Source organism: Pseudomonas sp. NFXW11, from assembly GCF_049887815.1.
Taxonomy (GTDB): domain Bacteria; phylum Pseudomonadota; class Gammaproteobacteria; order Pseudomonadales; family Pseudomonadaceae; genus Aquipseudomonas.
This window is the reverse complement of sequence record NZ_JAGEKI010000008.1, coordinates 120,083-146,623: the sequence shown is the minus strand read 5'-3', so window position 1 is coordinate 146,623 and position 26,541 is coordinate 120,083. Positions and strand designations below refer to the sequence as shown.

Sequence of the window (26,541 nt, the reverse complement as noted above, 5' to 3'; positions counted from 1 at the left end):
ACCCTGAAACCACCGCGGCTGTCGATGACCCTCGGTCATCGGCCGCGGCTGGCGATAGAGCCGTCCTTACACCCGGAACTGGTCCATCAGTTTCATCTGCTGGGTGGCCAGGGCATTGAGCTGGCTGCTGACCTGGGCCGATTCGTCGGCCTGTTCGGTCAGGGTTTCGGTGACGCTGCGGATCGCCGAGACATTGCGGTTGACCTCTTCGGCCACCGCGCTCTGCTGTTCCGCGGCGCTGGCGATTTGCAGGTTCATGTCGCTGATCACGGTGACCGCGTCGCTGATCTTGCCCAGGGCCTGGACCGCCTGCTGGATCTGCCCGGCGTTGTTCTGCGCCTGGCTCTGGCTGGCGTGCATGGTGTTCACCACGTCACGGGTGCCGCTTTGCAGGCGCTCGATCACCACCCGAATCTCTTCCACCGAATCCTGGGTGCGCTTGGCCAGGTTGCGCACCTCGTCGGCCACCACGGCGAAGCCGCGACCGCTTTCCCCGGCCCGGGCGGCTTCGATGGCGGCGTTGAGGGCCAGCAGGTTGGTCTGCTCGGCAATGCTGCGGATCACTTCCAGCACCGAGCCGATCTGCTCGCTGCTCACCGCCAGGGCCTCGACTTCACCCACCGCCTTGCTCACTTCATCGGCCAGCAGGCTGATGTCACGGGTGCTGCGTTCAATGATATTCATGCCCTCCTTGGCCGACTGATCGGCACCACGGGCGGCCTGGGCGGCGTTGGAGGCGCTGTTGGCTACGTCGTGGGCGGTGGCGCTCATTTCGTTGGAGGCGGTGGCCACTTGGTCGATCTCGCGGAACTGCACCTGCATGCCTTCGCTGGTCTGGCGGGCGATGGCCGAGGACTGGTCGGCGGTGCCCCGAGCTTCGCTGATGCTCTGTTTGATCTGGGCGATGGTCGGTTGCAGCTTGTCGAGGAAGCGGTTGAACCAGCCCACCAGTTCCCCCAGCTCATCCTTCTTGCTGTAGTCCAGGCGTTGGGTCAGGTCGCCGTCGCCGCTGGCGATGGCCTTGAGCATTTGCGCCACGCTGTTGATCGGCCGGGTCACGCCCGAAGCGCTGAGCCAGATCAGCAGCAGGCCCAGCAGGCCGGCACCGGCAGCCACCAGCAGGGTTTTCAGGGTGCCGCTGGTCTGGGCCTGGTCGAGCAGGGTCTGCAGCTTCACCGAATCGGCCAGCAGCACTTGCTGCGGCAGGTCGATGGTCACGCCCCAGGGCTTGGCATCGGCAATCGGGCTGAAGGGGAACACCGCGCGAATCAGCTCGCCTTGTTGCAGCACCTTCGCCTGGCTGGCGGCCAGTACGGCAAGAACGTCCTGGCCCTGGCTGCCCAGGGTGTCCTTGATGCTCTTGCCAACCTGGCCGGCATCGGTGCCAACCGCAGCCAGCAAGCCGCTGCCGGCGAGGATCTGCATATGCCCGGCACCGCCGAACAGGCCGCGTTGGGCTTCGACGGCGGCGGCTTGCAGGGAGTCCAGGGCGATATCGACGCCGATCACCCCAAGCACCTTGCCGTCCACCAGCAGCGGCAGGGAGATGGTGGTCATCAGCACCTGCTTCTTGTCCTCGCCGATGGTGTCGGCATAAGGGTCGAGCAGGCAGGTGCGGCGGTTGTCCCGCGGGCAGGTGTACCAGATGTTATAGGGCGTGCCGCTGAGGTTGAGGGTGGTCTTGGTCATGTCCGCCTCGACCATCACGCTGTTCAGCGGCTTGCCGTCGGGGCGGCTCCAGTAGCTGGCGAAGCGACCGCTTTCGTTGGAGGCGCGGGCGGCGTCGTTGGCGAACTCGCTGTCCTTGCCATCCAGGGCGTTGGGCTCGTAGGCCAGCCAGATGCCCAGCACCTTGGGGTTACGCTCGAAGGCGGTCTTCAGGCTGCGGTTGAGTTCCTCGCGCAGGGCCGAGGCCTCCAGGCCGCGCTTGCCGGCCATCTCCCGCAGGTCGCGCACCTGGTCCGCCAGGGCGGTGATCACCAGCTGGCTCTCGCCGAAGGTCTTCTGGATCCGCGCGGCCTGCTCGGCGGCCTTGGCCTGCAACAGGTCCTCCACCCCGGCGGTGAGCATCCGCGTACTGGAGGCGTTGACCAGCTGGTTGTTCTGCTGGCTCTGGTAGAGGTTCATGCTGACGATCAGCGCCACCACGCCCAATAGGCAGAGTCCGGACAACAGCACGATTTTCAGGCGGATGGAGAGAGAGTCGAGCATAAGGCGATCTCGCGAAAGGACGGATGGGAAGCACGGAATCCATGGATTCCACTCGCCAAGTCCATTCAGCGCCATGCCCGGAACATCGGCTCGGGCGGCCTTTGCGTGAGGTGTTGCCGACGAACGGTCATGCCCCTGACCTATATGGCCTCAAAGGCCAGGGCATAGGCGCCAGAGGGCGGGAATCAGGAGGTTTGCGGCAGGGCTTCGGGGCGCGACCAGATCCACAGGTTGCCCAGGGTCATGCCGGCGATGGCGGCGTACATCGTCCAGTGATGATTGAGCAGGCTGAGCATCAGACCGGCGCACAGCAGCATGCTGAGGGTGGCGCTGACCTTGGCCTTGCGGCTGACGATCCGGCCATTGCGCCAGTTGCTGAGGATCGGCCCGAACAGGCGGTGGTTCTCCATCCAGGCACTGAGCCTTGGCGAGCTCTTGGTGGCGGCCCAGGCGGCCAGCAGGATGAACTCGGTGGTCGGCAGGCCCGGCACGACGATGGCGATCAGGCCGATGCCCAGGCTGATATAGGCCAGCGCGCCGAACAACAGGCGGGAAATCTTCGACGGGGAGGGGCGAGTGGCGGTCATGGTTTCGGATGATGAGGTAACGCGGCGTCCGGCTCAATCGGTGATTGTGCCGGCCGACAAAATAGCGCTGCGGGCCAGGCCGTGCCTGGCCCGCAACGAGTGCTTCAGGCCGGTTGCGCGGCGCTGGAATAAGCCTGTTCCAGCAGCACGGTGAAGCGATTGAAGGCATCCAGGGCGCCTTTTTCCGCGGCGGCTTCTTCTTCGGCGCTGAACTCCAGGCCGTCGAGGATGCGGGTGAAGGTCTTCCAGCCTTCGGCACGGCCACCGGCCGGCTCGCCCAGGTGACGGGCACCGAAGGTTTCGCTCATGCCCAGGCTCACGGCACGCTTGATCAGGAACGCGGCGCCGAGCTTGGAACCTTCGGAAACGAAGATCCAGCCCAGGGCTTCGGCCTTGCTCGGGTTGCGCACGGCACCGGCCACTGGCGCCGGAACCTCGGTTTCCAGGTCGGCCAGGTCCGCCTTGGCGGCATCGGCGCGGCAGCGCTCGGCCAGGTCGGGCACGATCTTGATCAGCTCGGCATCGTTGTACAGGCTCACCAGTTCCGATTGGAACAGGTACTGGGCGACCACGAAGCGGGCGAAGGCGCCCTGGGTTTCGAACGGTGCATGGGCCTTGACCAGGGCGTCGAGCTTGGAATGCGGCTCATGGGTGATCTGGTTCAGACGCTGGGAACGCAGGTGATGACGCTGGGAAGAGTCCTGGGAGGTCATGGGTTGTCCTTGAGAATGAGAGGCAGTTAGTTACTAGACGAACAAGAAGACGCGGCACAGTAAAAAATCCTCACTGCCCCGGATAAAAAAGGGCAGTGAGGCGGTTTGCCGTCAGATATCCCACACCAGGTTGACCGAGAAGTTGCGCCCCGGCTGGGTCAGGCGATCGAGGTTGGCGGGCGCGGTCTGCCCGGCTTCGCCGACGCTGTCGTAGCCGCGTACATCGTCCCAGTTCCAGTATTTCTTGTCGGTGAGGTTGTACAGGCCGGCGTTGACGGTGAGGTCGTCGGTGACCTTGTAGAAGCCGCTCAGGTCGAGGATGCCGTAGCCCGGGGTCTTGAACTGGCCACTGGTGGTGCGGCCATCCGGGGCCTTGAAGGTGCTGTTGTCGACCCGGTCCTTGCGCTTGACCAGGGTCCAGCTCAGCAGCGCGCCATAGTTGTCCTGGTCATAGCCGAGGCCGAACACGCCCTTGAGCGGGTTGACGCTGTTGATCGGCTCGCCGTTGTCATTGTTGCGACCGTAGGCGTAGGCCACCGAGCCGATGCTGTACAGGCCTTGCGGCGCGCCGAAGGCATCGAGGTTGAGGCGGCCCTTGGCTTCGGCGCCCTTGATGGTGGCGTGCTTGATGTTGTTGCTCTGGATCACCGATTGCAGGGCGCCGGCGGTGATGGCGTCTTCATTGATGAAGTCGCGGTACTGGTTGTAGAACACCGAGACATCGAAGCTGCCAGCGTCGAAGTTGCCGCGCAGGCCGGTTTCGTAGCCCTTGCTGGTTTCCGGCTTGAGGTTGGCGTTGGGTTCCACGACGTAGCCGGTGGCGAGGTTCTCGAAGCGTCCGTACAGGGCCTTGGCCGATGGCGTGCGGAAGCCTTCGGCGTACTGGCCGTAGGCGGTGTAGTGCTCGTCGAAGCTGTAGGTCAGGCCGAACTTGGGCGAAACCCGGTGCCAGGTCTTCTTGTCGTCACTGACCGGGAAGTTGCCGGTGGGGTTGGCGACATTGAGGAATTCCTGGGTCAGCTTCGGCTTGAGCTGGGTGTAGTCGTAGCGCAGGCCCGGGGTGAAGGTCCAGGCGTTCCAGCTGATCTGGTCCTGGGCGAACAGGCTGTAGGTGTTGACGGTCGGGTCCGGGAAGTCGCTGGACTTCTTCACGCTGTCGCTGGCGCTTGGGCTGGGTGCGCCAACTGCGGTGCAGCCGCCGCCGACCCTGAGGCAAGTGGCCGTGCCGTAGCGCGAGCCGGTGACCTTCTGCTGCTTGAGGGTGGTGCCGTAGGTCAGCTGGTGCTCGGTTTCACCCAGGCTGAAGGCTTTGTCCAGTTGGGCGTCGAATACCCACTGCTTTTCCTGATAGAGGGTTTCGCGTTGGCGCAGCACGTCGCGGGCAATGGTGTAGCGCTCGGTGGTGGTCTGGTCGGTCTTGGCGATCTGGTAGTTGAGGCTCCACTTGATCTTGTCGGCGACCGGCGATTCCAGGGCGAAGCTGTGTTCCAGGCCGAAGCGCTCGCGGCTGATGGTGTCGTTGCCGACCCGCGAGCGGTACCAGTTCTGCCCGACGCCGTTGAGGAACAGGCCGCCCACCGCGCTTTTCTGGTTGGTGTCGCGGTCGTCCTTGTACTTCTCGTAGGTCAGGCCCAGACGGGCGTCGTCGGCGTAGTTCCAACCGAGCTTGGCCAAAACGCTGGTGGTGCGGGCATCTTCCGGGTTGGCCGCGGTGCGGTTGAGGCCGGTGCCATTGTTGCTGCCGTAGGACTCGGTCTCGTGGCCGTCGCGCCGGCTCAGGTGCAGCAGGCCGTCGAACTCGCCGGCCCGCCCGGCCACGCTGGCGGATTTCAGCCAGCTTTCATCGGCCGAGCTGTAGCCGGTCTTCAGGCGTGCGCCGACGTCCTGGCCGGGCTTGATGATGTCGTCGGCGTCCAGGGTGTAGTAGCTGACCGCGCCACCGATGGCGCTGCTGCCGTAGAGCACCGAGGCCGGGCCGCGGAGGATTTCCACGCGCTTGACGATTTCCGGGTCGACGTAGTTGCGGTTGGTCTTGGCATAGGGGCCGCTGAAGAAGTGGTCCGGCACTTCCACGCCGTCCACCTGGGTGAGAATCCGGTCGCTGTCGATGCCGCGGATGTTGTAGCCGCTGATGCCGGCGCGCTGACCGGCGCCGCCCACCGAGACACCGGGCTCGTAGCGCACCAGTTCCTTGATGGTGTTGACGTTCTGCCGGTCCAGTTCTTGCCGGGTGTGCACGCTCACGGTGCTGGGCACCGAGCTGATGTCCTGCTCCTGGCGGGTGGCGCTGATGGTCACCTGGGGCAGGTTGACCACCTCGCCGGCGCTGCGCCTTTCCAGCACGATATTGTTGTTGCCCAGCTTGCGGTAGCTCAGGTTGGTGCCGCCGAGCAGCCGATCCAGGGCCTTCTCCGGCGGCAGCGAACCGCGCACGCCAGGGGAGGCAACGCCAGCACCCAGCTCGGCGGGCAGGCCCACTTGCCAGCCGGTTACCGCGGTAAAGGCATTCAGCGCCGACACCAGCGGCTGCTGGGCAATGGCGAAGTTGTAGTTGCCCATGCGCTGGCTGCTGGATGCCGGGGCATCGGCGGCCATCACTGGCGCGGCTTGGGCACCGGCCAGGAGGATGGCCGCAGTGAGCAGCGACAGAGTGCAGTGCTGCAGGCGGGCACTGGGAACTGGGGATCGGCTGTTGAGGCGAGGGGACATCGAGAGCGCTCCGGGTCGCACGAATCTTTTATAGGTGCAGATACGCATTCAAAAATGCGAATCAGTTGCATTGGCTATAACGAGACGTACCACCCGCGGCTATCGCGTAAAAATAATTGTTCTCAGTTGAGAATCACCAGCGCCGGGAATTCCGCAAGCCGCGCCGAAGTGATGTGGGCCAGGGAACGCACCACATCCAGGGGCTGGTCCAGGCGGTAGTTGCCGGTAACCGCGACATTCGCCAGTTGCTCGTTGGTGTTGACTATCCAGCCCGGGTAATAGCGCCGCAGTTCCGTCAGCACCTGGTTCAGGGGGCAGTTCTCGAACACCAGGCGACCGTCGATCCAGGCCAGTTCCTTGCCGGCGTCGAGCCGCGCCGGGCGATCGAAACCCTGGGGTCCGACTCGTACGCTTTCCCCGGCACTCAGGCGAATGCGCTGGTCGGCGTGGGTCGCCCGCAGGTCGATAGCGCCACGCTGCACCTGGACCTGGGCGATGCCGTCCAGGTAGCGCACGGCAAAGGCGGTGTCGCGCACGCTGGCCTTGACCGGGCCGGCGTCCAGCTCCAGGGGCAGGTCGCGATTGCCGGGAATCTCGAAGAACGCCTCGCCCTGGTAGAGCCGGGCCACGCGCTGGTGATCGTCGATCTTGCTGGAGAAGGCCGAGTTGGTGTTGAGCAACACCCGGGAGCCGTCCTCCAGCTGCAGGCGCTGGCGTTCGCCCACCAGGGTCAGGTGATCGGCTTGCAGGCGCAGCGGCAGGTTGCTGAAGCTGAACAGCCCGAGCAGCAGCACCGCGGCAGTGGCCAGGGGCTTCCAATGCGGGCGCAGGCGCGCCAGGCGGGAAATCTTCGTCGGGGTTGCCAGGGCTTGGGCACACAGCAGCACTTGCGGGCCGTCCCAGATTGCCTGGGCCTTTTCGAAGGCCTGGGCATTGAGCGCTGAAGCTGCCAGCCATTGATGAAACTGGCGCAGTTGCTCTTCATTCGGGTGTTCCAGCTCAATCAGCCAGTCCAAGGCCTGATCCATGGCCAGCTTGCTTGAGTGCGGGCCGGCGGCGTTGGGCGGCTCGGCGCTGTGGGAATCCGTCACGGGTGTTCCTTGGCTGTGTCTGTGCGCAGCTGTTTTTTCGAGAGAGAGCGAAAGCCGGCCAAGGTTAACAAAGGGCCGGGGCTGACGCAGTCATTCTGCCTGGCAGGTGAGACTCACTGGCCGTCCAGGCGTTCGGCGACGCCGACACAGATGGCCATGATCAGTTTCAATTCCTTCTGCACCGTACTCAGGGACACGTCGAGTTCGTCGGCGATTTCCTGGTAGCTGTGGCCGTGCAGGCGGCTGAGGATGAAGATCTGCTGCTGGCGCGGGCTGAGCTGGCCGAGGCTGACATTCAGGCGCTCGAGCAATTGTTCGGCGTGGGCGGCGTCTTCGGCGCTGCTGACCGGCGCGGCAACGTTTTCCAGCACCTCCGGCGGCACGTCCTCGAGCAGGGTGCGGCCCTGGATGCGCCGAGCGCGCAGGTGGTCGAGCGCCAGGTTGCGCGCGGTCTGGAACACGAAGGGCTCAAGGTGAGTGATGGGCCGCTCGCTGAGGGCCCGGGTCACTCGCAGGTAGGTTTCCTGCAGCAGGTCTTCGGCGGTGCTGTGGTTGTTGACCATCCGCTCCAGCGTGCGCAGCAGAGAAATTCGTTGAGCGAGGAACACGTGATTGAAGTGCGATTGACTCACAGCAAGGCCTGATCCAATTTGAGCAGCAGATGATAATGATTGTCATCTGCGTCAGTGGTCAAGCCTTGCGTGAATTATTCCCGGCCGGCCAGGTAGGCCGCGTAGTCGGGAATCCGGTGTTCATGGGGCTGATTCATCAGCGGGCTGCTGATCAGGTAGTCGGCGCTGCATTCGTTGCAGGCCACCGGAATGTTCCACACCGCGGCCACACGCAGCAGGGCCTTGATATCCGGATCGTGGGGCTGGGGTTCGAAGGGGTCCCAGAAGAACACCAGCAGGTCGACTTTCTGTTCGGCAATCTGTGCGCCCAACTGCTGATCGCCGCCCAGGGGGCCGCTGATCATACTTTCCACCGGCAGCCCCAGGCGCTTGCTCAGCAGCAGCCCAGTGGTGCCGGTGGCCACCAGCTGGTGTTCGGCCAGGCGCGTTTTTTGCCGCTCGGCCCAGTCCAGGAGAAACGCCTTGCAGTGATCGTGGGCGACCAGGGCGATGCGTTTGCGCGCCGCCATGGTCGTGTGCCGGAAACTGATACCTATCATCGGCGAGTGTCCCGGTTATTCCGCGTTGCACAGGGCCAGGCAGTTATCCAGCATGCGGTTGGAGAAGCCCCACTCGTTGTCGTACCAGGCCAGTACCTTGAGCAACCGGCCGCCGCTGACCTTGGTGTGGTTGGCATCGAAGATCGACGACAGCGGGTTGTGGTTGAAGTCGCTGGAAACCAGCGGCAGGGTGTTGTAGCCGAGGATCTTCGAGTGCTGGCTGGCGCTCTTGAGCAGGGCGTTGACCTCTTCGGCAGTGGTGTCGCGCTTGAGGGTCACGGTCAGGTCCACCAGCGACACGTTGATCACCGGTACCCGCACCGCCATGCCGGTCAGCTTGCCGGCCAGTTCCGGCAGCACCAGGCCCACCGCCTCGGCGGCGCCGGTCTTGCTCGGAATCATGTTCTGGGTGGCCGAACGGGCGCGGTAAGGGTCGCTGTGGTAGACGTCGGTGAGGTTCTGGTCGTTGGTGTAGGCGTGGATGGTGGTCATCAGGCCATTGTCGATGCCCAGTTCGCGGTGCAGCACCTGGGCCACCGGGGCCAGGCAGTTGGTGGTGCACGACGCATTGGAGATGATCTGGTGCGACTGGCGCAGAATGTCGTGGTTGACCCCGTAGACCACCGTGGCGTCGGCGCCCTTGGCCGGTGCCGAGATGATCACTTTGCGGGCGCCGGCAGTAAGATGGGCCGCCGCCTTGGTGCGGTCGGTGAACAGGCCGGTGCATTCGAAGACCACGTCGATCTTCTCCGCGGCCCAGGGCAGCTCGGCCGGATTGCGGATGGCGCTGACGGCGATGCGGTCACCGTTGACGGTCAGGCTTTCCTGATCGTGCGCGACTTCGGCATCGAAGGTGCCGTGGACGGTGTCGTATTTGAGCAGGTGGGCATTGATCGCGCTGTCACCCAGATCGTTGATGGCGACGATCTGCAGATCCTGGCGATAGCCTTGGGTATAGAGTGCGCGCAGGACGTTACGGCCAATACGGCCAAAACCATTGATAGCGATTCGAAGAGTCATATTTAAACGCCTGTCGTTGAATTTGTTATTGGAATTACAAGATTATTCGCATAGAAATAGAAAACAAGCCTTTTTAGTGGCAATATTTTGTTTTATCTACAACGAGTGACCTGAATCAACTGGTCCAAATGGTCAGGAATTCCCTCCGCGCTCCCGCGCCGGGGCTTTCTGGGCAAGCTAGACAAACAGGTCGCCACATCCGTTAGCCTGGAGTTCTACACATGCATCCCCGCGTTCTTGAGGTCACCGAACGGCTTATCGCCCGCAGTCGCGCCACTCGCCAGGCCTATCTCGCCCTGATCCGCGGTGCCGCCAGCGATGGCCCACAGCGTGGCAAGCTGCAATGTGCGAACTTCGCCCATGGCGTGGCCGGTTGTGGCGCCGAAGACAAACACAGCCTGCGGATGATGAACGCGGCCAACGTGGCGATTGTTTCGTCATATAACGACATGCTCTCGGCCCACCAGCCCTACGAGCACTTTCCCCAGCAGATCAAGCAGGCCCTGCGCGAGATCGGCTCGGTGGGCCAGTTCGCCGGCGGCACTCCGGCCATGTGCGATGGCGTGACCCAGGGCGAGGCCGGCATGGAGCTGAGCCTGCCGAGCCGCGAGGTGATAGCGCTGTCCACTGCGGTGGCGCTGTCGCACAACATGTTCGATGCCGCACTGATGCTGGGGATCTGCGACAAGATCGTTCCCGGCCTGATGATGGGCGCGCTGCGCTTCGGTCATCTGCCGATGGTCTTCGTGCCGGGCGGGCCCATGGTGTCGGGGATTTCCAACAAGCAGAAAGCCGATGTGCGCCAGCGCTACGCCGAGGGCAAGGCCAGCCGCGAAGAGCTGCTGGAGTCGGAAATGAAGTCCTACCACAGCCCGGGCACCTGCACCTTCTACGGCACCGCCAACACCAACCAGTTGCTGATGGAAGTCATGGGCCTGCACTTGCCGGGGGCCTCATTCGTCAACCCCAACACGCCGTTGCGCGATGCCCTGACCCATGAGGCGGCGCAACAGGTCACGCGCCTGACCAAGCAGAGCGGCAGCTTCATGCCCATTGGCGAAATCGTCGACGAGCGCTGCCTGGTCAACTCCATCGTTGCCCTGCACGCCACCGGTGGCTCCACCAACCACACCCTGCACATGCCGGCCATCGCCCAGGCAGCGGGCATCCAACTGACCTGGCAGGACATGGCCGACCTCTCCGAGGTGGTGCCGACCCTGTCCCACGTCTATCCCAACGGCAAGGCCGACATCAACCACTTCCAGGCGGCGGGCGGCATGTCGTTCCTGATCCGCGAACTGCTGGAAGCCGGCCTGCTCCACGAAGACGTCAACACCGTGGCCGGCCCGGGCCTCAGTCGCTACACCCAGGAGCCGTTCCTCGACAACGGCAAGCTGGTGTGGCGCGATGGCCCGATCGAAAGCCTCGACGAAAACATCCTGCGGCCGGTGGCCCGGGCCTTCTCCCCGGAAGGCGGGCTGCGGGTCATGGAAGGCAACCTGGGGCGTGGGGTGATGAAGGTGTCCGCGGTAGCCCCGGAACATCAGATCGTCGAAGCCCCGGCGGTGGTGTTCCAGGACCAGCAGGACCTGGCCGATGCGTTCAAGGCCGGCCTGTTGGAGAAGGACTTCGTCGCCGTGATGCGCTTCCAGGGGCCGCGCTCCAACGGCATGCCCGAACTGCACAAGATGACGCCGTTCCTCGGCGTGCTGCAGGACCGCGGCTTCAAGGTGGCGCTGGTCACCGACGGGCGCATGTCCGGTGCCTCGGGCAAGATCCCGGCGGCCATTCATGTCAGCCCCGAAGCCCAGGTGGGCGGTGCCCTGGCGCGGGTCTGCGATGGCGATATCATCCGCGTGGATGGCGTCAAGGGCACCCTGGAGCTTAAGGTAGACGCCGCAGAATTCGCCGCCCGGGAACCGGCCCAGGGCCTGCTGGGCAACAATATCGGCACCGGCCGCGAACTCTTCGCCTTCATGCGCATGGCCTTCAGCTCGGCAGAGCAGGGCGCCAGCGCCTTTACCTCTGCTCTGGAGACGCTTAATTGAAACTGGCCCTGGTCGGTGACATCGGTGGTACCAATGCGCGATTCGCGCTGTGGAAAGACCAACAACTGGAGGCCATCGAAGTCCACGCGACGGCGGACTATGGCAGCCCGGAACAAGCCATCCAGGCCTACCTGCAAGGCCAGGGCCTGGCGTTGGGGGCCATTGGTTCGGTGTGCCTGTCGGTGGCCGGTCCGGTCAGCGGCGACGAGTTTCGCTTTACCAACAATCACTGGCGCCTGAGCCGCCAGGCCTTCTGCCAGACCCTGCAGGTGGACCAACTGCTGCTGGTCAACGACTTCTCGGCCATGGCCCTGGGCATGACCCGCCTGCAGCCGGGGGAGTTTCGCGTGGTCTGCGAAGGCGTTGCCGAGCCTTCGCGGCCGGCGGTGGTGATAGGCCCGGGCACCGGCCTTGGGGTCGGCACCCTGCTGAATTTCGGCGACGGCCGCTACATGGCCTTGCCGGGGGAGGGCGGGCATGTCGACCTGCCCCTGAGCAGCCCGCGGGAGACCCAGCTGTGGCAGCACATCCACGACGAGATCGGCCACGTCAGCGCCGAAACCGCTCTGAGCGGCGGCGGCCTGCCCCGGGTCTATCGGGCGATCTGTGCGGTGGACGGCCATCAGCCGTTGCTCGACACCCCGGAAGCCATCACCGCTGCAGGGCTGGCCGGCGATCCCATCGCCCGGGAAGTGCTGGAGCAGTTCAGCTGCTGGCTGGGTCGGGTGGCGGGCAACAACGTGCTGACCACCGGCGCTCGCGGCGGGGTGTATATCGTGGGCGGGGTGATTCCACGCTTTGCCGATTTCTTCATGCGCAGCGGTTTTGCCAAGAGCTTTGCCGACAAGGGCTGCATGAGCGATTACTTCAAGGGCATTCCGGTATGGCTGGTCACCGCGCCTTACTCCGGGCTGACCGGTGCCGGCGTGGCCCTGGAGCAGGCCCGGGCCTGACGCGGTGTTCGCCGGCAGGGGCCATGTATGTAGGCGCTGGCTTGCCAGCGAAGAGGCCCTAACAGGCTATTCACCATCAGGCATAATCGCGCTCCCTGCCTAACAATAAGGACGGCCCCGGTGAGTTCAGTCAGTAAGTCGATCTTGTTGGTTGACGATGATCAGGAAATCCGCGAACTGCTGGAAACCTACCTCAGCCGCTGCGGTTTCCAGGTACGCAGTACCGCTGATGGCGCCGGTTTTCGCCAGGCCCTGAACGATGCCCAGAGCGACCTGGTGATCCTCGATGTGATGCTGCCGGACGAAGACGGCTTCAGCCTGTGCCGCTGGATTCGCCAGCATCCCAAGTGCAGCCAGGTGCCGATCATCATGCTGACCGCCAGCTCCGACGAGGCCGACCGGGTCATCGGCCTGGAGCTGGGTGCCGATGATTATCTGGGCAAACCCTTCAGCCCCCGGGAGTTGCAGGCGCGGATCAAGGCCCTGCTGCGCCGCGTGCAATTCGCACAGGAGCGGATCGCCGGCGAGGTGTTGTGCTTCGACGAATGGCGCCTGGATATGATCAGCCATCGGCTGTTCCATAACGACGGCGAGGAAGTGATCCTCTCCGGCGCCGACTTCGCCCTGCTCAAGCTGTTCCTCGATCACCCGCAGCAAATCCTCGATCGCGACACCATCGGCAATGCCACCCGCGGGCGCGACCTGATGCCCCTGGACCGCATTGTCGATATGGCGGTCAGTCGCCTGCGCCAGCGCCTGCGGGACACGGAAAAACCGCCGCGGCTGATCCGTACCGTGCGTGGCAGCGGCTATCAGCTGGCAGCCAATGTGATTGCCGGCAATGGCCACTGAGGCATTGCGCAGCCTGTTGCGACGCCTGCCGATGCCTCGCTCGCTGCTGGGGCGGATGCTGCTGCTGACCTTGCTGGCGGTGCTGTTCGCCCAGGCCTTGTCGAGCGTGATCTGGGTCTCGCAGTTGCGCGCCAGCCAGCTTGAAGGCTTGGTGACCAGTGCCCGCAGCCTGGCCCATTCGATGACCGCCAGTGTCAGCTACCTGCGCTCGTTGCCGGTGGCCTACCGGCCGCTGGTGCTCGATCAGCTGCGCAGTATGGGCGGTACGCGTTTTGTCGTGACCCTCAACGACAAGCCCCTGGGCATGCAGGTACTGCCCATCACCCCACGCAAGCAGGCGGTGCTGCAGGCGGTGGAACAGGTGCTGCGCCAGTCTCTGGGCAATGATGCGGACCTGTCGGTGACCTTTGTCAGCCCCGATGACCTGCGGATCTTCAATGGTGGTCTCAAGCTCGATGAATTGCCTCGCTCCTGGGCCCACTACGCCCTGACCCTGGAGCCGGTGAACCCGCCGGTGCTGGTGACCCAGATCCAGATGGCCCCGGGCGAATGGCTGTATATCGCCTCGCTGTTGCCCGAGCCCTACACCAGCCTCGAAGAGCAGGGCCTGCCGACGCAGCAGCTGTGGTTCATTCTGCTGACCAGCGGCTTCCTGCTGCTGTTCATCGGCCTGTTGGTGCACTGGCAGAGCCGGCCCCTCAAGCGCTTGGCCAGGGCGGCGCGGGAGTTGTCCCTGGGGGCCGATGTGGAACCCGTGGCCGAGGGCGGCGGCAGTGAAGTGGTGGAAGTGGGCAGGGCCTTCAACAGCATGCGCGAGCGCATCAGCCGCTACCTGACTGAGCGCAGCCAGTTGTTCAGCGCCATCTCCCACGACCTGCGTACGCCGATCACCCGTTTGCGCCTGCGGGTGGAGCTGCTGGAGGACGAACAAGTGCAGGCCAAGTTCGGTCGCGATCTCGACGAGCTGGAGCTGCTGGTCAAGGGCGCTTTGCAATGCGTCAAGGACACCGATATCCACGAGAACATCGAGCCGGTGGACCTCAACCATGTGCTGCATTGCCTGGTGGAACCTTACCTCGCGCCCCAGGGCAATGGCCGGGTGACCCAGCAGGGGCGGGCGCTGCACAGCTACCCGGGTAAGCCCCTGGCACTCAAGCGCTGCATGGGCAACTTGATCGACAACGCCCTGAAGTACGGGCAGAACGCCCACCTGTACATCGAGGACGACGAGCACGGTTTTGTCCTGCATGTGGACGACGAAGGCCCCGGCGTACCGGAGCAGCGCCTGGAGCAGGTTTTCGAGCCGCATTTCCGTCTTTCCGGCCAGCAGCAGGGCTACGGCCTGGGCCTGGGCATCGCACGCAATATCGCCCACAGCCATGGCGGCGAAGTGAGCTTGCAGAACCTGCGCGAAGGCGGCCTGCGGGTGACCCTCTACCTGCCGCGCAACGCCGATTGAGGATGTAAGCGTCCTTGAGTGTCACCATCTGGTGACATTCGCGGTGCCCTTCGTTACCTGCCGCTGGCAAACGCTTGATTAGACTCAGGCCTTCGACAAGAACAACAACAGGTCGTCCATGGACACTCTTTCCCTGCCTTTTGGCAGTTGGCTGAACTCGCCCGCCCATCAGCAATGGCTGGCCGCCGAAGGCCTGCGGCTATTGGATTTTGCCAAGGCTTCGCGCCTGCCCGAAGGCTTTGGCAACCTCGATGCGCAAGGCCGCTTGCCCGCCGATAGCCACGCTGAAACCATGAACAGCGCACGCATGACCCACAGTTTCGCCCTGGCCCATATCCAGGGTTTGCCAGGTTATGCCGAGCAGGTGGACCACGGCATCGCGGCCCTGATGGGGCCACTGCGGGATGCCGAGCATGGCGGCTGGTTCGCCGTGGCCAATCAGGCCGATGGCAATGGCAGCAAGGCCGCCTACCTGCATGCCTTTGTCGCCCTGGCCGCCAGCTCGGCGCTGCAGGCTCGGCGCCCCGGCGCACAGGCCTTGCTCGACGAGGCGGTGCGGATCATCGAGCGGTATTTCTGGAGCGAGGAGGAGGGCGCCATGGGCGAGTCCTTCAATCGCGACTGGAGCGAGCCGGAAGCCTATCGCGGGGCCAACAGCAATATGCACGCCACCGAAGCCTTCCTGGCCCTGGCCGATGCCACCCAAGACCCGCGCTGGCTCAACCGCGCCTTGCGCATCGTCGAGCGGCTGATTCACCAGCAGGCCGCGGCCAACGACTTTATGGTGATCGAACATTTCGACCTGGCCTGGCAGCCGTTGCGGGACTACAACCGGGCCTGTCCGGCCGACGGTTTCCGCCCCTTCGGCACCACCCCCGGCCATGGTTTCGAATGGGCGCGCCTGCTGCTGCACCTGGAGGCATCGCGAGTGCGCGCCGGCATGCTGACCCCGGGCTGGCTGGTGCTGGATGCGCAGCGACTGTTCGCCAGCAACTGCCGCAACGGTTGGGCGGTGGATGCTGCCCCGGGCATCGTCTACACCCTGGACTGGGACAATCGCCCGGTGGTTCGTCAACGTTTGCACTGGACCCACGCTGAAGCCAGCGCTGCCGCCAGTGCCCTGCTCAGGCGCACCGGCGAGGAGCAATACGAAACCTGGTATCGGCGGTTCTGGGAGTTCTGCGAGCTGTACTTCATCGACCGCCAACAGGGCAGTTGGCATCACGAACTGGGCCCGGACAACCTGCCCGCCGCTGAGATCTGGGGCGGCAAGCCGGACCTCTATCACGCCTGGCAGGCCCTGCTGATTCCCCGTCTGCCCCTGGCCCCGAGCCTGGCGGCGGCATTGGCCGAGGCCTCTGCCCCGGGCCCTGTGTAACTATGTCGTGACATTTCACCATCGCTTCGTTACCCGAAGGGTCAACTAGGCTGTTTAGACTCGTGTGCAGCGCAAGCACCAGACTTGCATGCATAACAACAAGAAAGGTACTTCAGATGAATGCGATTTCTCGCCTCGCCACTGTCATTTCCCTTGCCTCCCTGTTTCCCCTGAGTGCCCTGGCCGCCGACTCCAAAGGTTCCGTGGAAGTGGTTCACTGGTGGACTTCGGGTGGCGAAAAGGCCGCTGTCGATGTGCTCAAGGCCCAAGTGGAAAAAGACGGCTTCACCTGGAAGGACGGTGCCGTGGCCGGCGGTGGCGGTTCCACCGCGATGACCGTGCTGAAAAGCCGCGCCGTGGCCGGCAATCCGCCGGGGGTGGCGCAGATCAAGGGCCCGGACATCCAGGAATGGGGCAGCACCGGCCTGCTCAGCACCGACACCCTGAAGGATGTGGCCAAGGCGGAAAACTGGGACGGCCTGCTGTCGTCCAAGGTGGCCAATACCGTCAAGTACGAAGGCGACTACGTAGCGGTGCCGGTGAATATCCACCGGGTCAACTGGCTGTGGATCAACCCCGAAGTGTTCAAGAAGGCCGGGATCGACAAGGCCCCGACCACCCTCGAAGAATTCTATGCTGCCGGCGACAAGCTCAAGGCCGCAGGCTTCATCGCCCTGGCCCACGGTGGCCAGCCATGGCAGGACAGCACCGTGTTCGAAGACGTGGTGCTCTCGGTGATGGGCCCCGAGGGCTACAAGAAAGCCCTGGTGGACCTGGACCAGAAAACCCTTGCCGGCGCCGAGATGACCAAGGCCTTCACCGAGTTGAAGAAGCTCACCGGCTACATGGACCCCAACCGTGCCGGGCGTGACTGGAACATCGCCGCCGCCGACGTGATCAACGGCAAGGCCGGCATGCAGATGATGGGTGACTGGGCCAAGAGCGAGTGGACCGCGGCGAAGAAAGTCGCCGGCAAGGACTACCAGTGCGTGCCGTTCCCGGGTACCGACAAGGCCTTCACCTACAACATCGACTCCCTGGCAGTGTTCAAGCTCAAGGCCGATCGCAAGGGTGATATCGCCGCCCAGCAGGACCTGGCCAAGGTTGCCCTGGGCAAGGACTTCCAGAAGGTCTTCAGCATCAACAAGGGTTCGATCCCGGTGCGTACCGACATGCTCAACGACATGAGTGCCGAAGGTTTCGACTCCTGCGCCCAGGCCTCGGCCAAGGACTTCCTGGCGGACGACAAGACTGGCGGCCTGCAGCCGAGCATGGCCCACAACATGGCCACTTCCCTGGCCGTGCAGGGGGCGATCTTCGACGTCGTGACCAACTTCATGAACGACAAGGATGCGGACCCGGCCAAGGCCAGTGCGCAACTGGCTTCGGCGGTCAAGGCCGCGCAGTAACTCCGAGCGCCGCGGGCCTGCCCGCGGCAATTTATCTGACGACGCTTCCCCCTCCCTTTGTAGGAGCGAGCTTGCTCGCGATGACGGCCTGACATTCACCCTGGGTGTCGACGGTTGGATCGCTATTGCGAGCAAGCTCGTTCCTACAGTGGGCGCGTCGGACTTCACTCCTTCAACTGGGTTATTTCGATGAGCTCTGTGGCGGTTTTCAGCAAAGCCTCACCGTTGGATGCACTGCAGCGCTGGCTGCCCAAGCTGGTGCTGGCGCCGAGCATGGTGATAGTGCTGGTGGGGTTCTACGGCTACATCATCTGGACGTTCATTCTGTCCTTCACCAGTTCCAGCTTTATGCCGAGCTACAAGTGGGTTGGCCTGCAGCAGTACCTGCGGCTGCTGGACAACGATCGCTGGTGGGTGGCGAGTAAGAACCTGGCGCTGTTCGGCGGCCTGTTCATCGGCATCAGCCTGGTGCTGGGGGTGTTCCTGGCGGTGTTGCTGGACCAGCGCATCCGCAAGGAAGGCTTCATTCGCACCGTTTACCTGTACCCCATGGCGCTGTCGATGATCGTTACCGGCACCGCCTGGAAGTGGCTGCTCAACCCTGGCCTGGGGCTGGACAAGATGCTTCGCGACTGGGGCTGGGAGGGCTTTCGCCTCGACTGGCTGGTGGATCAGGACCGGGTGATCTACTGCCTGGTGATCGCCGCCGTGTGGCAGGCCTCGGGCTTTGTCATGGCGATGTTCCTGGCTGGCCTGCGGGGCGTCGATCAGTCGATCATCCGCGCGGCTCAGGTGGACGGCGCGAGCTTGCCGACCATCTACCTGAAGATCGTGCTGCCGAGCCTGCGCCCGGTGTTCTTCAGTGCCTTCATGATCCTCGCCCATATCGCCATCAAGAGCTTCGACCTGGTGGCGGCGATGACCGCAGGCGGCCCGGGCTACTCCTCCGACCTGCCGGCGATGTTCATGTATTCCTTCACCTTCAGCCGCGGCCAGATGGGCATAGGTTCGGCCAGCGCCATGCTGATGCTGGGTGCCGTGCTGACCATCCTGGTGCCGTACCTGTACTCCGAATTGCGGGGCAAGCGCCATGACTAACTCGCTGGGGAAACCGACCCTGAATTTCAGTCGGATCGCCATCTACACCACCTTGCTGCTGGCGGCGGCGGTGTACCTGGTGCCACTGGTGGTGATGCTGCTGACCAGCTTCAAGACCCCGGAAGACATCCGCACCGGCAACCTGCTGAGTTGGCCCCAGGTGGTGGACGGCATCGGCTGGATCAAGGCCTGGGACACTGTCGGCGGCTACTTCTGGAACTCGGTGAAGATCACCGTGCCAGCGGTGCTGATCTCCACCTTTATTGGTGCAATGAACGGCTACGTGCTGTCGATGTGGCGCTTTCGTGGTTCGCAGCTGTTCTTCGGCCTGCTGCTGTTCGGCTGCTTCCTGCCGTTCCAGACCGTGCTGCTGCCCGCGTCCTTCACCCTGGGCAAGTTAGGCCTGGCCAACACCACCACCGGCCTGGTGCTGGTGCACGTGGTCTACGGCCTGGCGTTCACCACCCTGTTCTTTCGCAACTACTACGTGAGCGTGCCGGATGCCCTGGTCAAGGCCGCGCGCCTGGACGGCGCCGGGTTCTTCACCATCTTCGGCAAGATCCTGCTGCCGATGTCGGTACCGATCATCATGGTGTGCCTGATCTGGCAGTTCACCCAGATCTGGAACGATTTCCTGTTCGGCGTGGTATTCGCCAGCGGCGATGCGCAACCGATCACCGTGGCCCTGAACAACCTGGTGAACACCAGCACCGGGGTCAAGGAATACAACGTTGATATGGCGGCGGCGATGATCGCCGGGCTGCCGACACTGCTGGTCTACATCTTCGCCGGCAAGTATTTCCTGCGCGGGCTGACGTCCGGCGCGGTCAAGGGGTAAAGCATGGCAACTCTCGAATTACGCAACGTCAACAAGACCTACGGTGCCGGCCTGCCGGACACCCTGAAGAACATCGAGCTGAAGATCGACGACGGCGAGTTCCTGATTCTCGTCGGCCCCTCCGGCTGCGGTAAATCCACCCTGATGAACTGCATCGCCGGGCTGGAAACCATCAGTGGCGGGGCGATCCTGGTGGACGACGCCGACATCAGCGGCATGAGCCCCAAGGATCGCGACATCGCCATGGTGTTCCAGTCCTACGCGCTGTACCCGACCATGAACGTGCGCGACAACATCGCCTTCGGCCTGAAGATCCGCAAGATGCCCGCCGCCGAGATCGACGCCGAAGTGGCGCGGGTGGCCAAGCTGCTGCAGATCGAGCACCTGCTGGGGCGCAAGCCGGGCCAGCTGTCCGGTGGCCAGCAGCAGCGGGTGGCCATGGGCCGGGCCCTGGCGCGGCGGCCGAAGATCTATCTGTTCGACGAGCCGCTGTCCAACCTCGACGCCAAGCTGCGGGTCGAGATGCGTACCGAAATGAAGCTGATGCACCAGCGCCTGAAAACCACCACGGTGTACGTCACCCACGACCAGATCGAGGCCATGACCCTGGGCGACAAGGTGGCGGTGATGAAGGACGGGATCATCCAGCAGTTCGGCACGCCGCAGCAGATCTACAACGATCCGTCGAACCTGTTCGTGGCGAGCTTTATCGGTTCGCCGCCGATGAACTTCATTCCCCTGCGCCTGCAACGCCAGGACGGCCGCCTGCTGGCCCTGCTGGACAGTGGCCAGGCCCGTTGCGAGTTGCCGCTGGGGCCGCAGGATGCCGGGCTTGAAGACCGCGAGGTGATCCTTGGCATTCGTCCGGAACAGATTGCCCTGGCCCCGGCTGAAGCCAATGGCCTGCCGACCATTCGCGCCGAAGTCCAGGTGGTGGAGCCTACCGGGCCCGACACCCTGGTGTTCGTCACCCTCAATGGCACCAAGGTCTGCTGCCGCCTGGCGCCGGACCAGGCCCCGGAAGCCGGGACAAGCCTGACCCTGCAACTGGACCCGGCCCGGGTCCTGCTGTTCGACGCCCAGAGCGGCGAGCGCCTGGGAACCGCCAAGCCAGCGGCCGAGGCTCGAAGCGGCAAGGTGGCGCAATTCAAGGGGCGTTGAATCCGTGGCGGATGGCCTGTTATCCGCCGCACCGGCTGTAAACCGCGTTGGATAAATCGTTAATAACAATAAAGACGAGGATGTAGGGATGAAAAAGCAACACAGTAGTAACCGCCTGCTCTGCCAGTTGTCGGTAGCGGCGGCCCTGGTGCTGTCCGGCCAGGCCATGGCCGACGACGCCTTCAGCAGCGACTCCAAATGGATGACCGGCGACTGGGGCGGCGAGCGCACCCGACTGCTGGAGCAAGGGGTGGATATCAAGGCCGACTATGTCGGTGAAATGGGCGCCAACCTGCATGGCGGCTACAACGATGACAAGACCGGGCGCTATAGCGACCAGTTCGGCCTGGGCGTGGCCCTGGACCTGCAGAAACTCCTGGGCTGGGACAACACCCAGGCCAAGATCCAGCTGACCAACCGTAATGGCCAGAACATCTCCAACGACCGTATCGGCGACCCGCGCGCCGGCACCCTGAGCTCGTCCCAGGAAGTCTACGGTCGCGGCCACATGGTCCGCCTGACCCAGTTGTGGATCCAGCACCAGTTCCTCGACGGCAAGCTGGACGTCAAGGCCGGTTACTTCGGCGAGGGCGAAGACTTCAACACCTTCCCTTGCGAGTTCCAGAACCTGGCCTTCTGCGGCTCCCAGGTGGGTAACTGGGCCACCGGCATCTGGTACAACTGGCCGGTAAGCCAGGCGGCGCTGCGCATCAAGTACCACATCACCCCCGAGCTGTATGCGCAGATCGGTGCCTACAACCAGAACCCTTCGCAACTGGAGCACGGCAACGGCTTCAAACTCAGCGGCAGTGGCACCAAAGGCACAGTGCTGCCGGTGGAGCTGGTGTGGTCGCCGAAGGTCAACAGCCTGCCGGGCGAGTACCGTGTGGGCTACTACAAGAGCACGGCCGAGGCCAATGACGTTCGCAAGGACGTCAACGGTCTGGATGCCGCGGATACGGGCGACGCCTACCGCGTGCACAACAGTAAGCACGGCTACTGGTTCGTCGCCCAGCAGCAGCTCACCACCCACAATGGCGATGCCTCCCGCGGCTTGAATATCGCCGCCAACGCCACCTTCCACGACAAGGACACCAACGTCGTCGACAACTACCAGTCGCTGATGTTCGTCTACAAGGGGCCCTTCGATGCTCGTCCCAAGGATGACGTGGGCATAGGGTTCGCCCGCATTCATGTCAACGACGACGTGAAGAAGAACGCCGAGCTGATCAACGCCGACAACGGTGTCAGCAACTACGACAACCCGCTGTACATGCCGCTGCGGGACACGGAGTACAACTACGAGATCAACTACGGCTTCCACGTGACCAACTGGCTGACCGTGCGCCCCAACCTGCAATACATCACCCATCCGGGCGGTGTGGACCAGGTCGACAACGCACTGGTGGCCGGGCTGAAAATTCAGTCGGTGTTCTAACGCTGTTGCGATAAGCTCCTTCTCTCTATGCGCATATTGCGGATGGCCCAGGCCGTCCGCTTTTTTTTGTGAGGGTTGCGCAGCCCGTCGATGACTATCGAGACAGCAGTGTTTTCCAGGACCGCGGCCCATGCATGAGCATCCCCTGCAACGTTTTTTCAAATCCTTGCGCGAGCGCCCGGTGTTCGCCTGGGAGCGCTACCAGATGCGCGACGTGCTGGTGATCGATCACCCGTTGTGCCAGGCGGTGTTCAGCCGCCAGGGTGCGCAGTTGCTGCACTTCCAGCCCCGCGGGCAGAAACCCTGGTTGTGGTGCGCCGCCAAGTGGCCGCAAGTGGGGGCTATCCGTGGCGGGGTGCCGGTGTGCTGGCCCTGGTATGGCCGCCATCCCAGCGAAAATGCCTGGCCCTCCCATGGCTGGGCGCGGCTGCTGGACTGGAAACTGCTGGACAGCGGCAGCGCTGAAGACGGCGTGCACCTGCACTGGCAATTGCAGCTATGCGACTGGAAGGTCGAGCTGCATGCGCACCTGGGGCAGGGCATGGAGCTGCGCTTGAGCACCGAGCATCAAGACACTGAGCCCTGCCAGTTGAGCCAGGCGTTGCACGCCTACTGGCGTATTGGCGATGTCGGTGAGATAGCGCTGTCTGGGCTCGATGGCGCCCAAGGCTACGACCAGTTGAGCCGCCAGGCCTGCCAGCAGCAGGGCGAGTTGCGGGTGGAGGGTGGCTGTCAGCGGGTGTTCCAGCATGAGGGTGAATTGCAGATCAAGGATCATGCCTGGCAGCGCGAACTGTGCATCGATACCGGGGAAGACGCCGATACCGTGGTCTGGCACCCCGGAACCCGGCCCCTGCTCGGGGTGAGCTGGAACGAGGTGTCGCGTTTCGTCTGTGTGGAAGCCGCAGCCGGGGGCACCGATAGCCTGTGCCTGGCGCCGGGGCAGCAGGCGCACCTGAGCTTGCAGGCGCGGGCGGCGTTGTAGAGAGGCGCGGAGCAAGTGTCTGCCAGCCGGCCCTGATGGAGCACGGCCTGGCGCAGGAGGGGGAGTGTTTCAGTCGTACTCGTCGCCCACCGGGTAGCGGCTGGCGTTGAGGCTTTCCTTGATCTTGCGCAGGTGCGGCTGGAAGTCCACGCCACGGCGCAGGGTCATGCCGGTGGCCAGTACGTCCAGTACCGTGAGCTGGATGATCCGCGAGGTCATCGGCATGTAGATGTCGGTGTCTTCCGGCAGCGGGATATTCAGGCTCAGGGTGCTGGCCTTGGCCAGGGGCGAGCCGGCGGCGGTCAGGCCCAGTACCGAGGCGCCGTTTTCCCGGGCGATGCGCGCCACTTCCACCAGCTCGCGGGTGCGGCCGGTGTAGGAAATGATCACGAACAATTCGCCGGTATGGGCTACCGAGGCAATCATGCGCTGCATCAGCACATCGGCATGGGCGCTGACTGCCAGGTTGAAGCGGAAGAACTTGTGCTGGGCGTCCAGGGCCACCGGGGCCGAGGCGCCAAGACCGAAGAAGTGGATCTGCCGGGCCTGGATCAGCAGGTCCACGGCGCGGCTGACCAGGTTCGGGTCGATGGCCTGGCAGGCGCTATCCAGCGAGGCGATGGCGCTGCCGAAGATCTTTTGCGTGTAGGCTTCGGGGTTGTCGTCGGCTTCCACCGCGCGGCTGACATAGGCCGCGCCGCTGGCCAGGCTCTGGGCCAGTTGCAGCTTGAGTTCCGGGTAGCCGCTGACACCGAAGGAGCGGCAGAAACGATTGACCGTCGGCTCGCTGACCGAAGCGGCCTGGGCCAGTGCGGCAATGCTGAAGCGCGTCGCCTGCTGCGGGTTGAGCAGTATGACTTCGGCCACTTTACGTTCCGCCTTGTTGAGTTCTTCAAGGCGGCTCTGGATCTGCTCCAGAAGGTTGCGCACTCGGTCCATTCAGGTTTCCTAGATCGGCTAGACAGGCGCAGAGGGCAGAACCGGGGGCGGGCAGCTCAGGCGGGCAGAAGGGGTCGGTTGGCCGACGCGGCCTTCAAGTTGCCGGTGATTGCGCTGGATGCCGAGGCGGTGCCGTGCCTGCAATGCGAAGTTGAGAGGTGGCCTATCCTACTGATGGCCCGGAGCGACCACCACCTGGAATCTGTATTTTGTAAAAATGTTGTGTTTATTACTACATTTTTCCTTGAGTGATACCTTGAAAAAAGGTATTTGTAGCTTAACTTGATAAAAGAACAAACATCATGCCTTCGATTACGGTTGAACCCTGCACCTTTGCCCTGTTCGGCGCGTTGGGCGATCTGGCGCTGCGTAAGCTGTTTCCTGCCTTGTACCAACTCGATGCCGCCGGCCTGCTGCACGAAGACACGCGGATTCTGGCCCTGGCCCGCGAGCCGGGCACTGCGCAGGAGCACCTGGCCCATATCGAAAGCGAGCTGCGGGGCTATGTGGGCGAGCCGTCCATCGATGCTGAAATCCTCCAGCGTTTCCTTGCCCGCCTGAGCTACCTGCATGTGGATTTTCGCAAGGCCGAGGACTATCAGGCCCTGGCCGAACAGGCCGGCAGCGCACAGCGCCTGATCGCCTACTTCGCCACGCCCGCCGCGGTGTATGGCGCGATCTGCGAGAACCTGTCCAAGGTCGGGCTCAACCAGAACAGCCGCGTGGTGCTGGAAAAACCCATCGGCTCGGACCTGGATTCCTCGCGCAAGGTCAATGACGCGGTGGCCCAGTTCTTCCCGGAAAACCGCATCTACCGCATCGACCATTACCTGGGCAAGGAGACGGTGCAGAACCTGATTGCCCTGCGTTTCGCCAACAGCCTGTTCGAAACCCAGTGGAACCAGAACTACATCTCCCATGTGGAGATCACCGTGGCCGAGAAGGTCGGCATCGAAGGCCGCTGGGGCTATTTCGACAAGGCCGGCCAGCTGCGCGACATGATCCAGAACCACTTGCTGCAGCTGCTGTGCCTGATTGCCATGGACCCGCCCGCCGATCTGTCCGCCGACAGCATCCGCGATGAGAAGGTCAAGGTACTCAAGGCCATGGCGCCCATCAGCCCGGAAGGCCTGACCACCCAGGTGGTGCGTGGCCAGTACATTGCCGGCCACAGCGAAGGCCAGTCGGTGCCGGGTTACCTGGAGGAAGAGAACTCCAACACCCAGAGCGACACCGAGACCTTCGTTGCCCTGCGGGTGGATATCCGCAACTGGCGCTGGGCCGGGGTGCCGTTCTACCTGCGCACCGGCAAGCGCATGCCGCAGAAACTGTCGCAGATCGTCATCCACTTCAAAGAGCCGTCGCACTATATCTTCGCCCCCGAGCAGCGCTTGCAGATCAGCAACAAGCTGATTATCCGCCTGCAACCGGACGAAGGCATTTCGCTGCGGGTGATGACCAAGGAGCAGGGCCTGGACAAGGGCATGCAACTGCGCAGCGGCCCGTTGCAACTGAATTTTTCCGATACCTATCGCAGTGCACGGATTCCCGATGCCTACGAGCGGTTGTTGCTGGAAGTGATGCGCGGCAATCAGAACCTGTTTGTGCGCAAAGATGAAATCGAAGCCGCGTGGAAATGGTGCGACCAGCTGATTGCCGGCTGGAAGAAATCCGGTGATGCGCCCAAGCCTTATGCGGCCGGGTCTTGGGGGCCGATGAGCTCCATTGCACTGATCACGCGGGATGGGAGGTCCTGGTATGGCGATATCTGATTTGCAACTGCCTGCGGGCGTGCGTGCCCATGAATTGCGCAGCCCGACGCTGCTGGCCGAGGGCCAGGCGCTGAGGGTGGCCGAGCTGCTGCGCGAGGCCATCGCGGCCCGCGGCAATGCGACCCTGGTGGTGTCCGGCGGGCGCAGCCCGGTGGCGTTCTTCCAGGCCTTGGTGAAGCAGGAGCTGGACTGGTCCAAAGTGCTGATCAGCCTGGCGGACGAGCGTTGGGTGCCGGTGGAACATGCCGACAGCAATGCCGGCCTGCTGCAGCGCCACCTGCTCCAGGGGCCGGTGGCCAAGGCGCGTTTCCTCGGCCTCTACAACGCCGCGGCCAACCTGGAAGAGGCGGCCCTGCACGCGGATGCTCTGCTGGCCGAACTGCCGGGCATCGATGTACTGGTGCTGGGCATGGGGGATGACGGCCACACCGCTTCGTTGTTTCCCAACAGCCCGAACCTGGCCGAGGCGCTGAAGGTCGATGGCGCTCGCCGCTGCTGGCCGATGCTGGCGCCGAGCGTGCCCCGTCAACGCCTGAGCATGAGCCGGGCCTTGCTGGCCTCGGCGCGCAATCAACTGTTGTCGATTTCCGGTCAGTCCAAGCTGACCACCCTGAGCGCTGCACTGGCTGGTGACGCTGTCGCCGACATGCCGATTCGCGCCTTCCTGCAAACCCCGTTAGAGATTTACTGGTGCCCATGAGCCAAGGAT

General features: G+C 63.7%; 22 protein-coding genes. 13 read left to right on the top strand and 9 right to left on the bottom strand.

Features of this window, described 5'->3' with window-relative positions:
- Window positions 1-66: 66 nt before the first annotated feature.
- The 8 genes from J4P02_RS14615 to gap form a co-directional block, all read right to left on the bottom strand.
- On the bottom strand, window positions 67-2,211 hold the full coding sequence (locus J4P02_RS14615) for a methyl-accepting chemotaxis protein (RefSeq protein ID WP_426191373.1): 2,145 nt from the start codon (window positions 2,209-2,211) through the stop codon (window positions 67-69).
- 185 nt (window positions 2,212-2,396) lie between these two features.
- Window positions 2,397-2,798: a YbaN family protein gene (locus J4P02_RS14610; RefSeq protein ID WP_426191371.1), complete on the bottom strand. Its 402-nt coding sequence runs from the start codon at window positions 2,796-2,798 to the stop codon at window positions 2,397-2,399.
- 104 nt (window positions 2,799-2,902) lie between these two features.
- A complete protein-coding gene (locus J4P02_RS14605) occupies window positions 2,903-3,511 on the bottom strand; it encodes a biliverdin-producing heme oxygenase (protein ID WP_426191369.1) in 609 nt (202 codons plus the stop codon).
- A gap of 111 nt (window positions 3,512-3,622) precedes the next feature.
- A complete protein-coding gene (locus J4P02_RS14600; RefSeq protein WP_426191367.1) occupies window positions 3,623-6,220 on the bottom strand; it encodes a TonB-dependent receptor in 2,598 nt (865 codons plus the stop codon).
- A gap of 122 nt (window positions 6,221-6,342) precedes the next feature.
- Window positions 6,343-7,311 (bottom strand): FecR family protein, encoded by a 969-nt coding sequence (locus tag J4P02_RS14595; protein WP_426191365.1) that lies wholly within the window; start codon window positions 7,309-7,311, stop codon window positions 6,343-6,345.
- 113 nt (window positions 7,312-7,424) lie between these two features.
- Window positions 7,425-7,943 carry an RNA polymerase sigma factor gene (locus tag J4P02_RS14590; protein ID WP_426191363.1) on the bottom strand — a complete coding sequence of 173 codons (519 nt, stop codon included), beginning with the start codon at window positions 7,941-7,943 and terminating at the stop codon, window positions 7,425-7,427.
- 74 nt (window positions 7,944-8,017) lie between these two features.
- On the bottom strand, window positions 8,018-8,482 hold the full coding sequence (locus J4P02_RS14585; RefSeq protein WP_426191361.1) for a methylglyoxal synthase: 465 nt from the start codon (window positions 8,480-8,482) through the stop codon (window positions 8,018-8,020).
- 15 nt (window positions 8,483-8,497) lie between these two features.
- Window positions 8,498-9,502, bottom strand: a complete 1,005-nt coding sequence (gap, locus tag J4P02_RS14580; RefSeq protein WP_426191359.1) for a type I glyceraldehyde-3-phosphate dehydrogenase — start codon at window positions 9,500-9,502, stop codon at window positions 8,498-8,500.
- A gap of 221 nt (window positions 9,503-9,723) precedes the next feature.
- Here gap and edd point away from each other — a divergent pair, with 221 nt between their 5' ends.
- From edd to J4P02_RS14525, 11 genes are all read left to right on the top strand, one after another.
- On the top strand, window positions 9,724-11,550 hold the full coding sequence (gene edd, locus J4P02_RS14575) for a phosphogluconate dehydratase (protein ID WP_426191357.1): 1,827 nt from the start codon (window positions 9,724-9,726) through the stop codon (window positions 11,548-11,550).
- Window positions 11,547-12,503: a glucokinase gene (locus J4P02_RS14570; RefSeq protein WP_426191355.1), complete on the top strand. Its 957-nt coding sequence runs from the start codon at window positions 11,547-11,549 to the stop codon at window positions 12,501-12,503. The genes edd and J4P02_RS14570 overlap by 4 nt, the downstream gene beginning before the upstream one ends.
- 120 nt (window positions 12,504-12,623) lie before the next feature.
- A complete protein-coding gene (locus tag J4P02_RS14565) occupies window positions 12,624-13,355 on the top strand; it encodes a response regulator (protein ID WP_426191353.1) in 732 nt (243 codons plus the stop codon).
- A gap of 31 nt (window positions 13,356-13,386) precedes the next feature.
- Window positions 13,387-14,814, top strand: a complete 1,428-nt coding sequence (locus J4P02_RS14560) for an ATP-binding protein (protein ID WP_426191648.1) — start codon at window positions 13,387-13,389, stop codon at window positions 14,812-14,814.
- A 118-nt stretch (window positions 14,815-14,932) separates the two neighbouring features.
- Entirely contained in the window at window positions 14,933-16,192 is a 1,260-nt protein-coding gene (locus J4P02_RS14555; protein WP_426191351.1) for an AGE family epimerase/isomerase, read from the top strand.
- Window positions 16,193-16,308: 116 nt separating this feature from the next.
- Entirely contained in the window at window positions 16,309-17,601 is a 1,293-nt protein-coding gene (locus J4P02_RS14550) for an ABC transporter substrate-binding protein (protein WP_426191349.1), read from the top strand.
- Between the two features lie 189 nt (window positions 17,602-17,790).
- On the top strand, window positions 17,791-18,699 hold the full coding sequence (locus J4P02_RS14545) for a carbohydrate ABC transporter permease (protein ID WP_426191347.1): 909 nt from the start codon (window positions 17,791-17,793) through the stop codon (window positions 18,697-18,699).
- Complete coding sequence (locus J4P02_RS14540) at window positions 18,692-19,537, top strand: carbohydrate ABC transporter permease (protein ID WP_426191345.1); 846 nt, start codon at window positions 18,692-18,694, stop codon at window positions 19,535-19,537. The genes J4P02_RS14545 and J4P02_RS14540 overlap by 8 nt, the downstream gene beginning before the upstream one ends.
- Window positions 19,538-19,540: 3 nt before the next feature.
- The gene (locus J4P02_RS14535; protein WP_426191343.1) at window positions 19,541-20,698 is read left to right on the top strand and encodes an ABC transporter ATP-binding protein; all 1,158 of its coding nucleotides are present in this window, start codon (window positions 19,541-19,543) and stop codon (window positions 20,696-20,698) included.
- A gap of 88 nt (window positions 20,699-20,786) precedes the next feature.
- Window positions 20,787-22,136 carry a carbohydrate porin gene (locus J4P02_RS14530; RefSeq protein WP_426191341.1) on the top strand — a complete coding sequence of 450 codons (1,350 nt, stop codon included), beginning with the start codon at window positions 20,787-20,789 and terminating at the stop codon, window positions 22,134-22,136.
- Window positions 22,137-22,266: 130 nt separating this feature from the next.
- Window positions 22,267-23,121 carry a D-hexose-6-phosphate mutarotase gene (locus J4P02_RS14525; protein WP_426191339.1) on the top strand — a complete coding sequence of 285 codons (855 nt, stop codon included), beginning with the start codon at window positions 22,267-22,269 and terminating at the stop codon, window positions 23,119-23,121.
- A 69-nt stretch (window positions 23,122-23,190) separates the two neighbouring features.
- Here the strand turns inward: J4P02_RS14525 and J4P02_RS14520 are convergent, their stop codons facing one another.
- Window positions 23,191-24,051 carry a MurR/RpiR family transcriptional regulator gene (locus J4P02_RS14520; protein WP_426191646.1) on the bottom strand — a complete coding sequence of 287 codons (861 nt, stop codon included), beginning with the start codon at window positions 24,049-24,051 and terminating at the stop codon, window positions 23,191-23,193.
- Between the two features lie 311 nt (window positions 24,052-24,362).
- Here J4P02_RS14520 and zwf point away from each other — a divergent pair, with 311 nt between their 5' ends.
- Together zwf and pgl are read left to right on the top strand one after the other, a co-directional pair.
- The gene (gene zwf, locus J4P02_RS14515; RefSeq protein ID WP_426191337.1) at window positions 24,363-25,832 is read left to right on the top strand and encodes a glucose-6-phosphate dehydrogenase; all 1,470 of its coding nucleotides are present in this window, start codon (window positions 24,363-24,365) and stop codon (window positions 25,830-25,832) included.
- Complete coding sequence (gene pgl / locus J4P02_RS14510; protein WP_426191335.1) at window positions 25,819-26,532, top strand: 6-phosphogluconolactonase; 714 nt, start codon at window positions 25,819-25,821, stop codon at window positions 26,530-26,532. Before zwf ends, pgl begins: the two co-directional genes overlap by 14 nt.
- The last annotated feature ends 9 nt before the right edge of the window (window positions 26,533-26,541 follow it).

Excerpts from the sequence above, each read along its gene's own strand:
- J4P02_RS14615 (WP_426191373.1), bottom strand. The coding sequence starts at position 2,211 with ATGCTCGACTCTCTCTCCATCCGCCTGAAAATCGTGCTGTTGTCCGGA.
- J4P02_RS14610 (WP_426191371.1), bottom strand. The coding sequence starts at position 2,798 with ATGACCGCCACTCGCCCCTCCCCGTCGAAGATTTCCCGCCTGTTGTTC.
- J4P02_RS14605 (WP_426191369.1), bottom strand. The coding sequence starts at position 3,511 with ATGACCTCCCAGGACTCTTCCCAGCGTCATCACCTGCGTTCCCAGCGT.
- J4P02_RS14600 (WP_426191367.1), bottom strand. The coding sequence starts at position 6,220 with ATGTCCCCTCGCCTCAACAGCCGATCCCCAGTTCCCAGTGCCCGCCTG.
- J4P02_RS14585 (WP_426191361.1), bottom strand. The coding sequence starts at position 8,482 with ATGATAGGTATCAGTTTCCGGCACACGACCATGGCGGCGCGCAAACGC.
- gap (WP_426191359.1), bottom strand. The coding sequence starts at position 9,502 with ATGACTCTTCGAATCGCTATCAATGGTTTTGGCCGTATTGGCCGTAAC.
- edd (WP_426191357.1), top strand. The coding sequence starts at position 9,724 with ATGCATCCCCGCGTTCTTGAGGTCACCGAACGGCTTATCGCCCGCAGT.
- J4P02_RS14560 (WP_426191648.1), top strand. The coding sequence starts at position 13,387 with ATGCCTCGCTCGCTGCTGGGGCGGATGCTGCTGCTGACCTTGCTGGCG.
- J4P02_RS14555 (WP_426191351.1), top strand. The coding sequence starts at position 14,933 with ATGGACACTCTTTCCCTGCCTTTTGGCAGTTGGCTGAACTCGCCCGCC.
- J4P02_RS14550 (WP_426191349.1), top strand. The coding sequence starts at position 16,309 with ATGAATGCGATTTCTCGCCTCGCCACTGTCATTTCCCTTGCCTCCCTG.
- J4P02_RS14545 (WP_426191347.1), top strand. The coding sequence starts at position 17,791 with ATGAGCTCTGTGGCGGTTTTCAGCAAAGCCTCACCGTTGGATGCACTG.
- J4P02_RS14540 (WP_426191345.1), top strand. The coding sequence starts at position 18,692 with ATGACTAACTCGCTGGGGAAACCGACCCTGAATTTCAGTCGGATCGCC.
- J4P02_RS14535 (WP_426191343.1), top strand. The coding sequence starts at position 19,541 with ATGGCAACTCTCGAATTACGCAACGTCAACAAGACCTACGGTGCCGGC.
- J4P02_RS14530 (WP_426191341.1), top strand. The coding sequence starts at position 20,787 with ATGAAAAAGCAACACAGTAGTAACCGCCTGCTCTGCCAGTTGTCGGTA.
- J4P02_RS14525 (WP_426191339.1), top strand. The coding sequence starts at position 22,267 with ATGCATGAGCATCCCCTGCAACGTTTTTTCAAATCCTTGCGCGAGCGC.
- zwf (WP_426191337.1), top strand. The coding sequence starts at position 24,363 with ATGCCTTCGATTACGGTTGAACCCTGCACCTTTGCCCTGTTCGGCGCG.
- pgl (WP_426191335.1), top strand. The coding sequence starts at position 25,819 with ATGGCGATATCTGATTTGCAACTGCCTGCGGGCGTGCGTGCCCATGAA.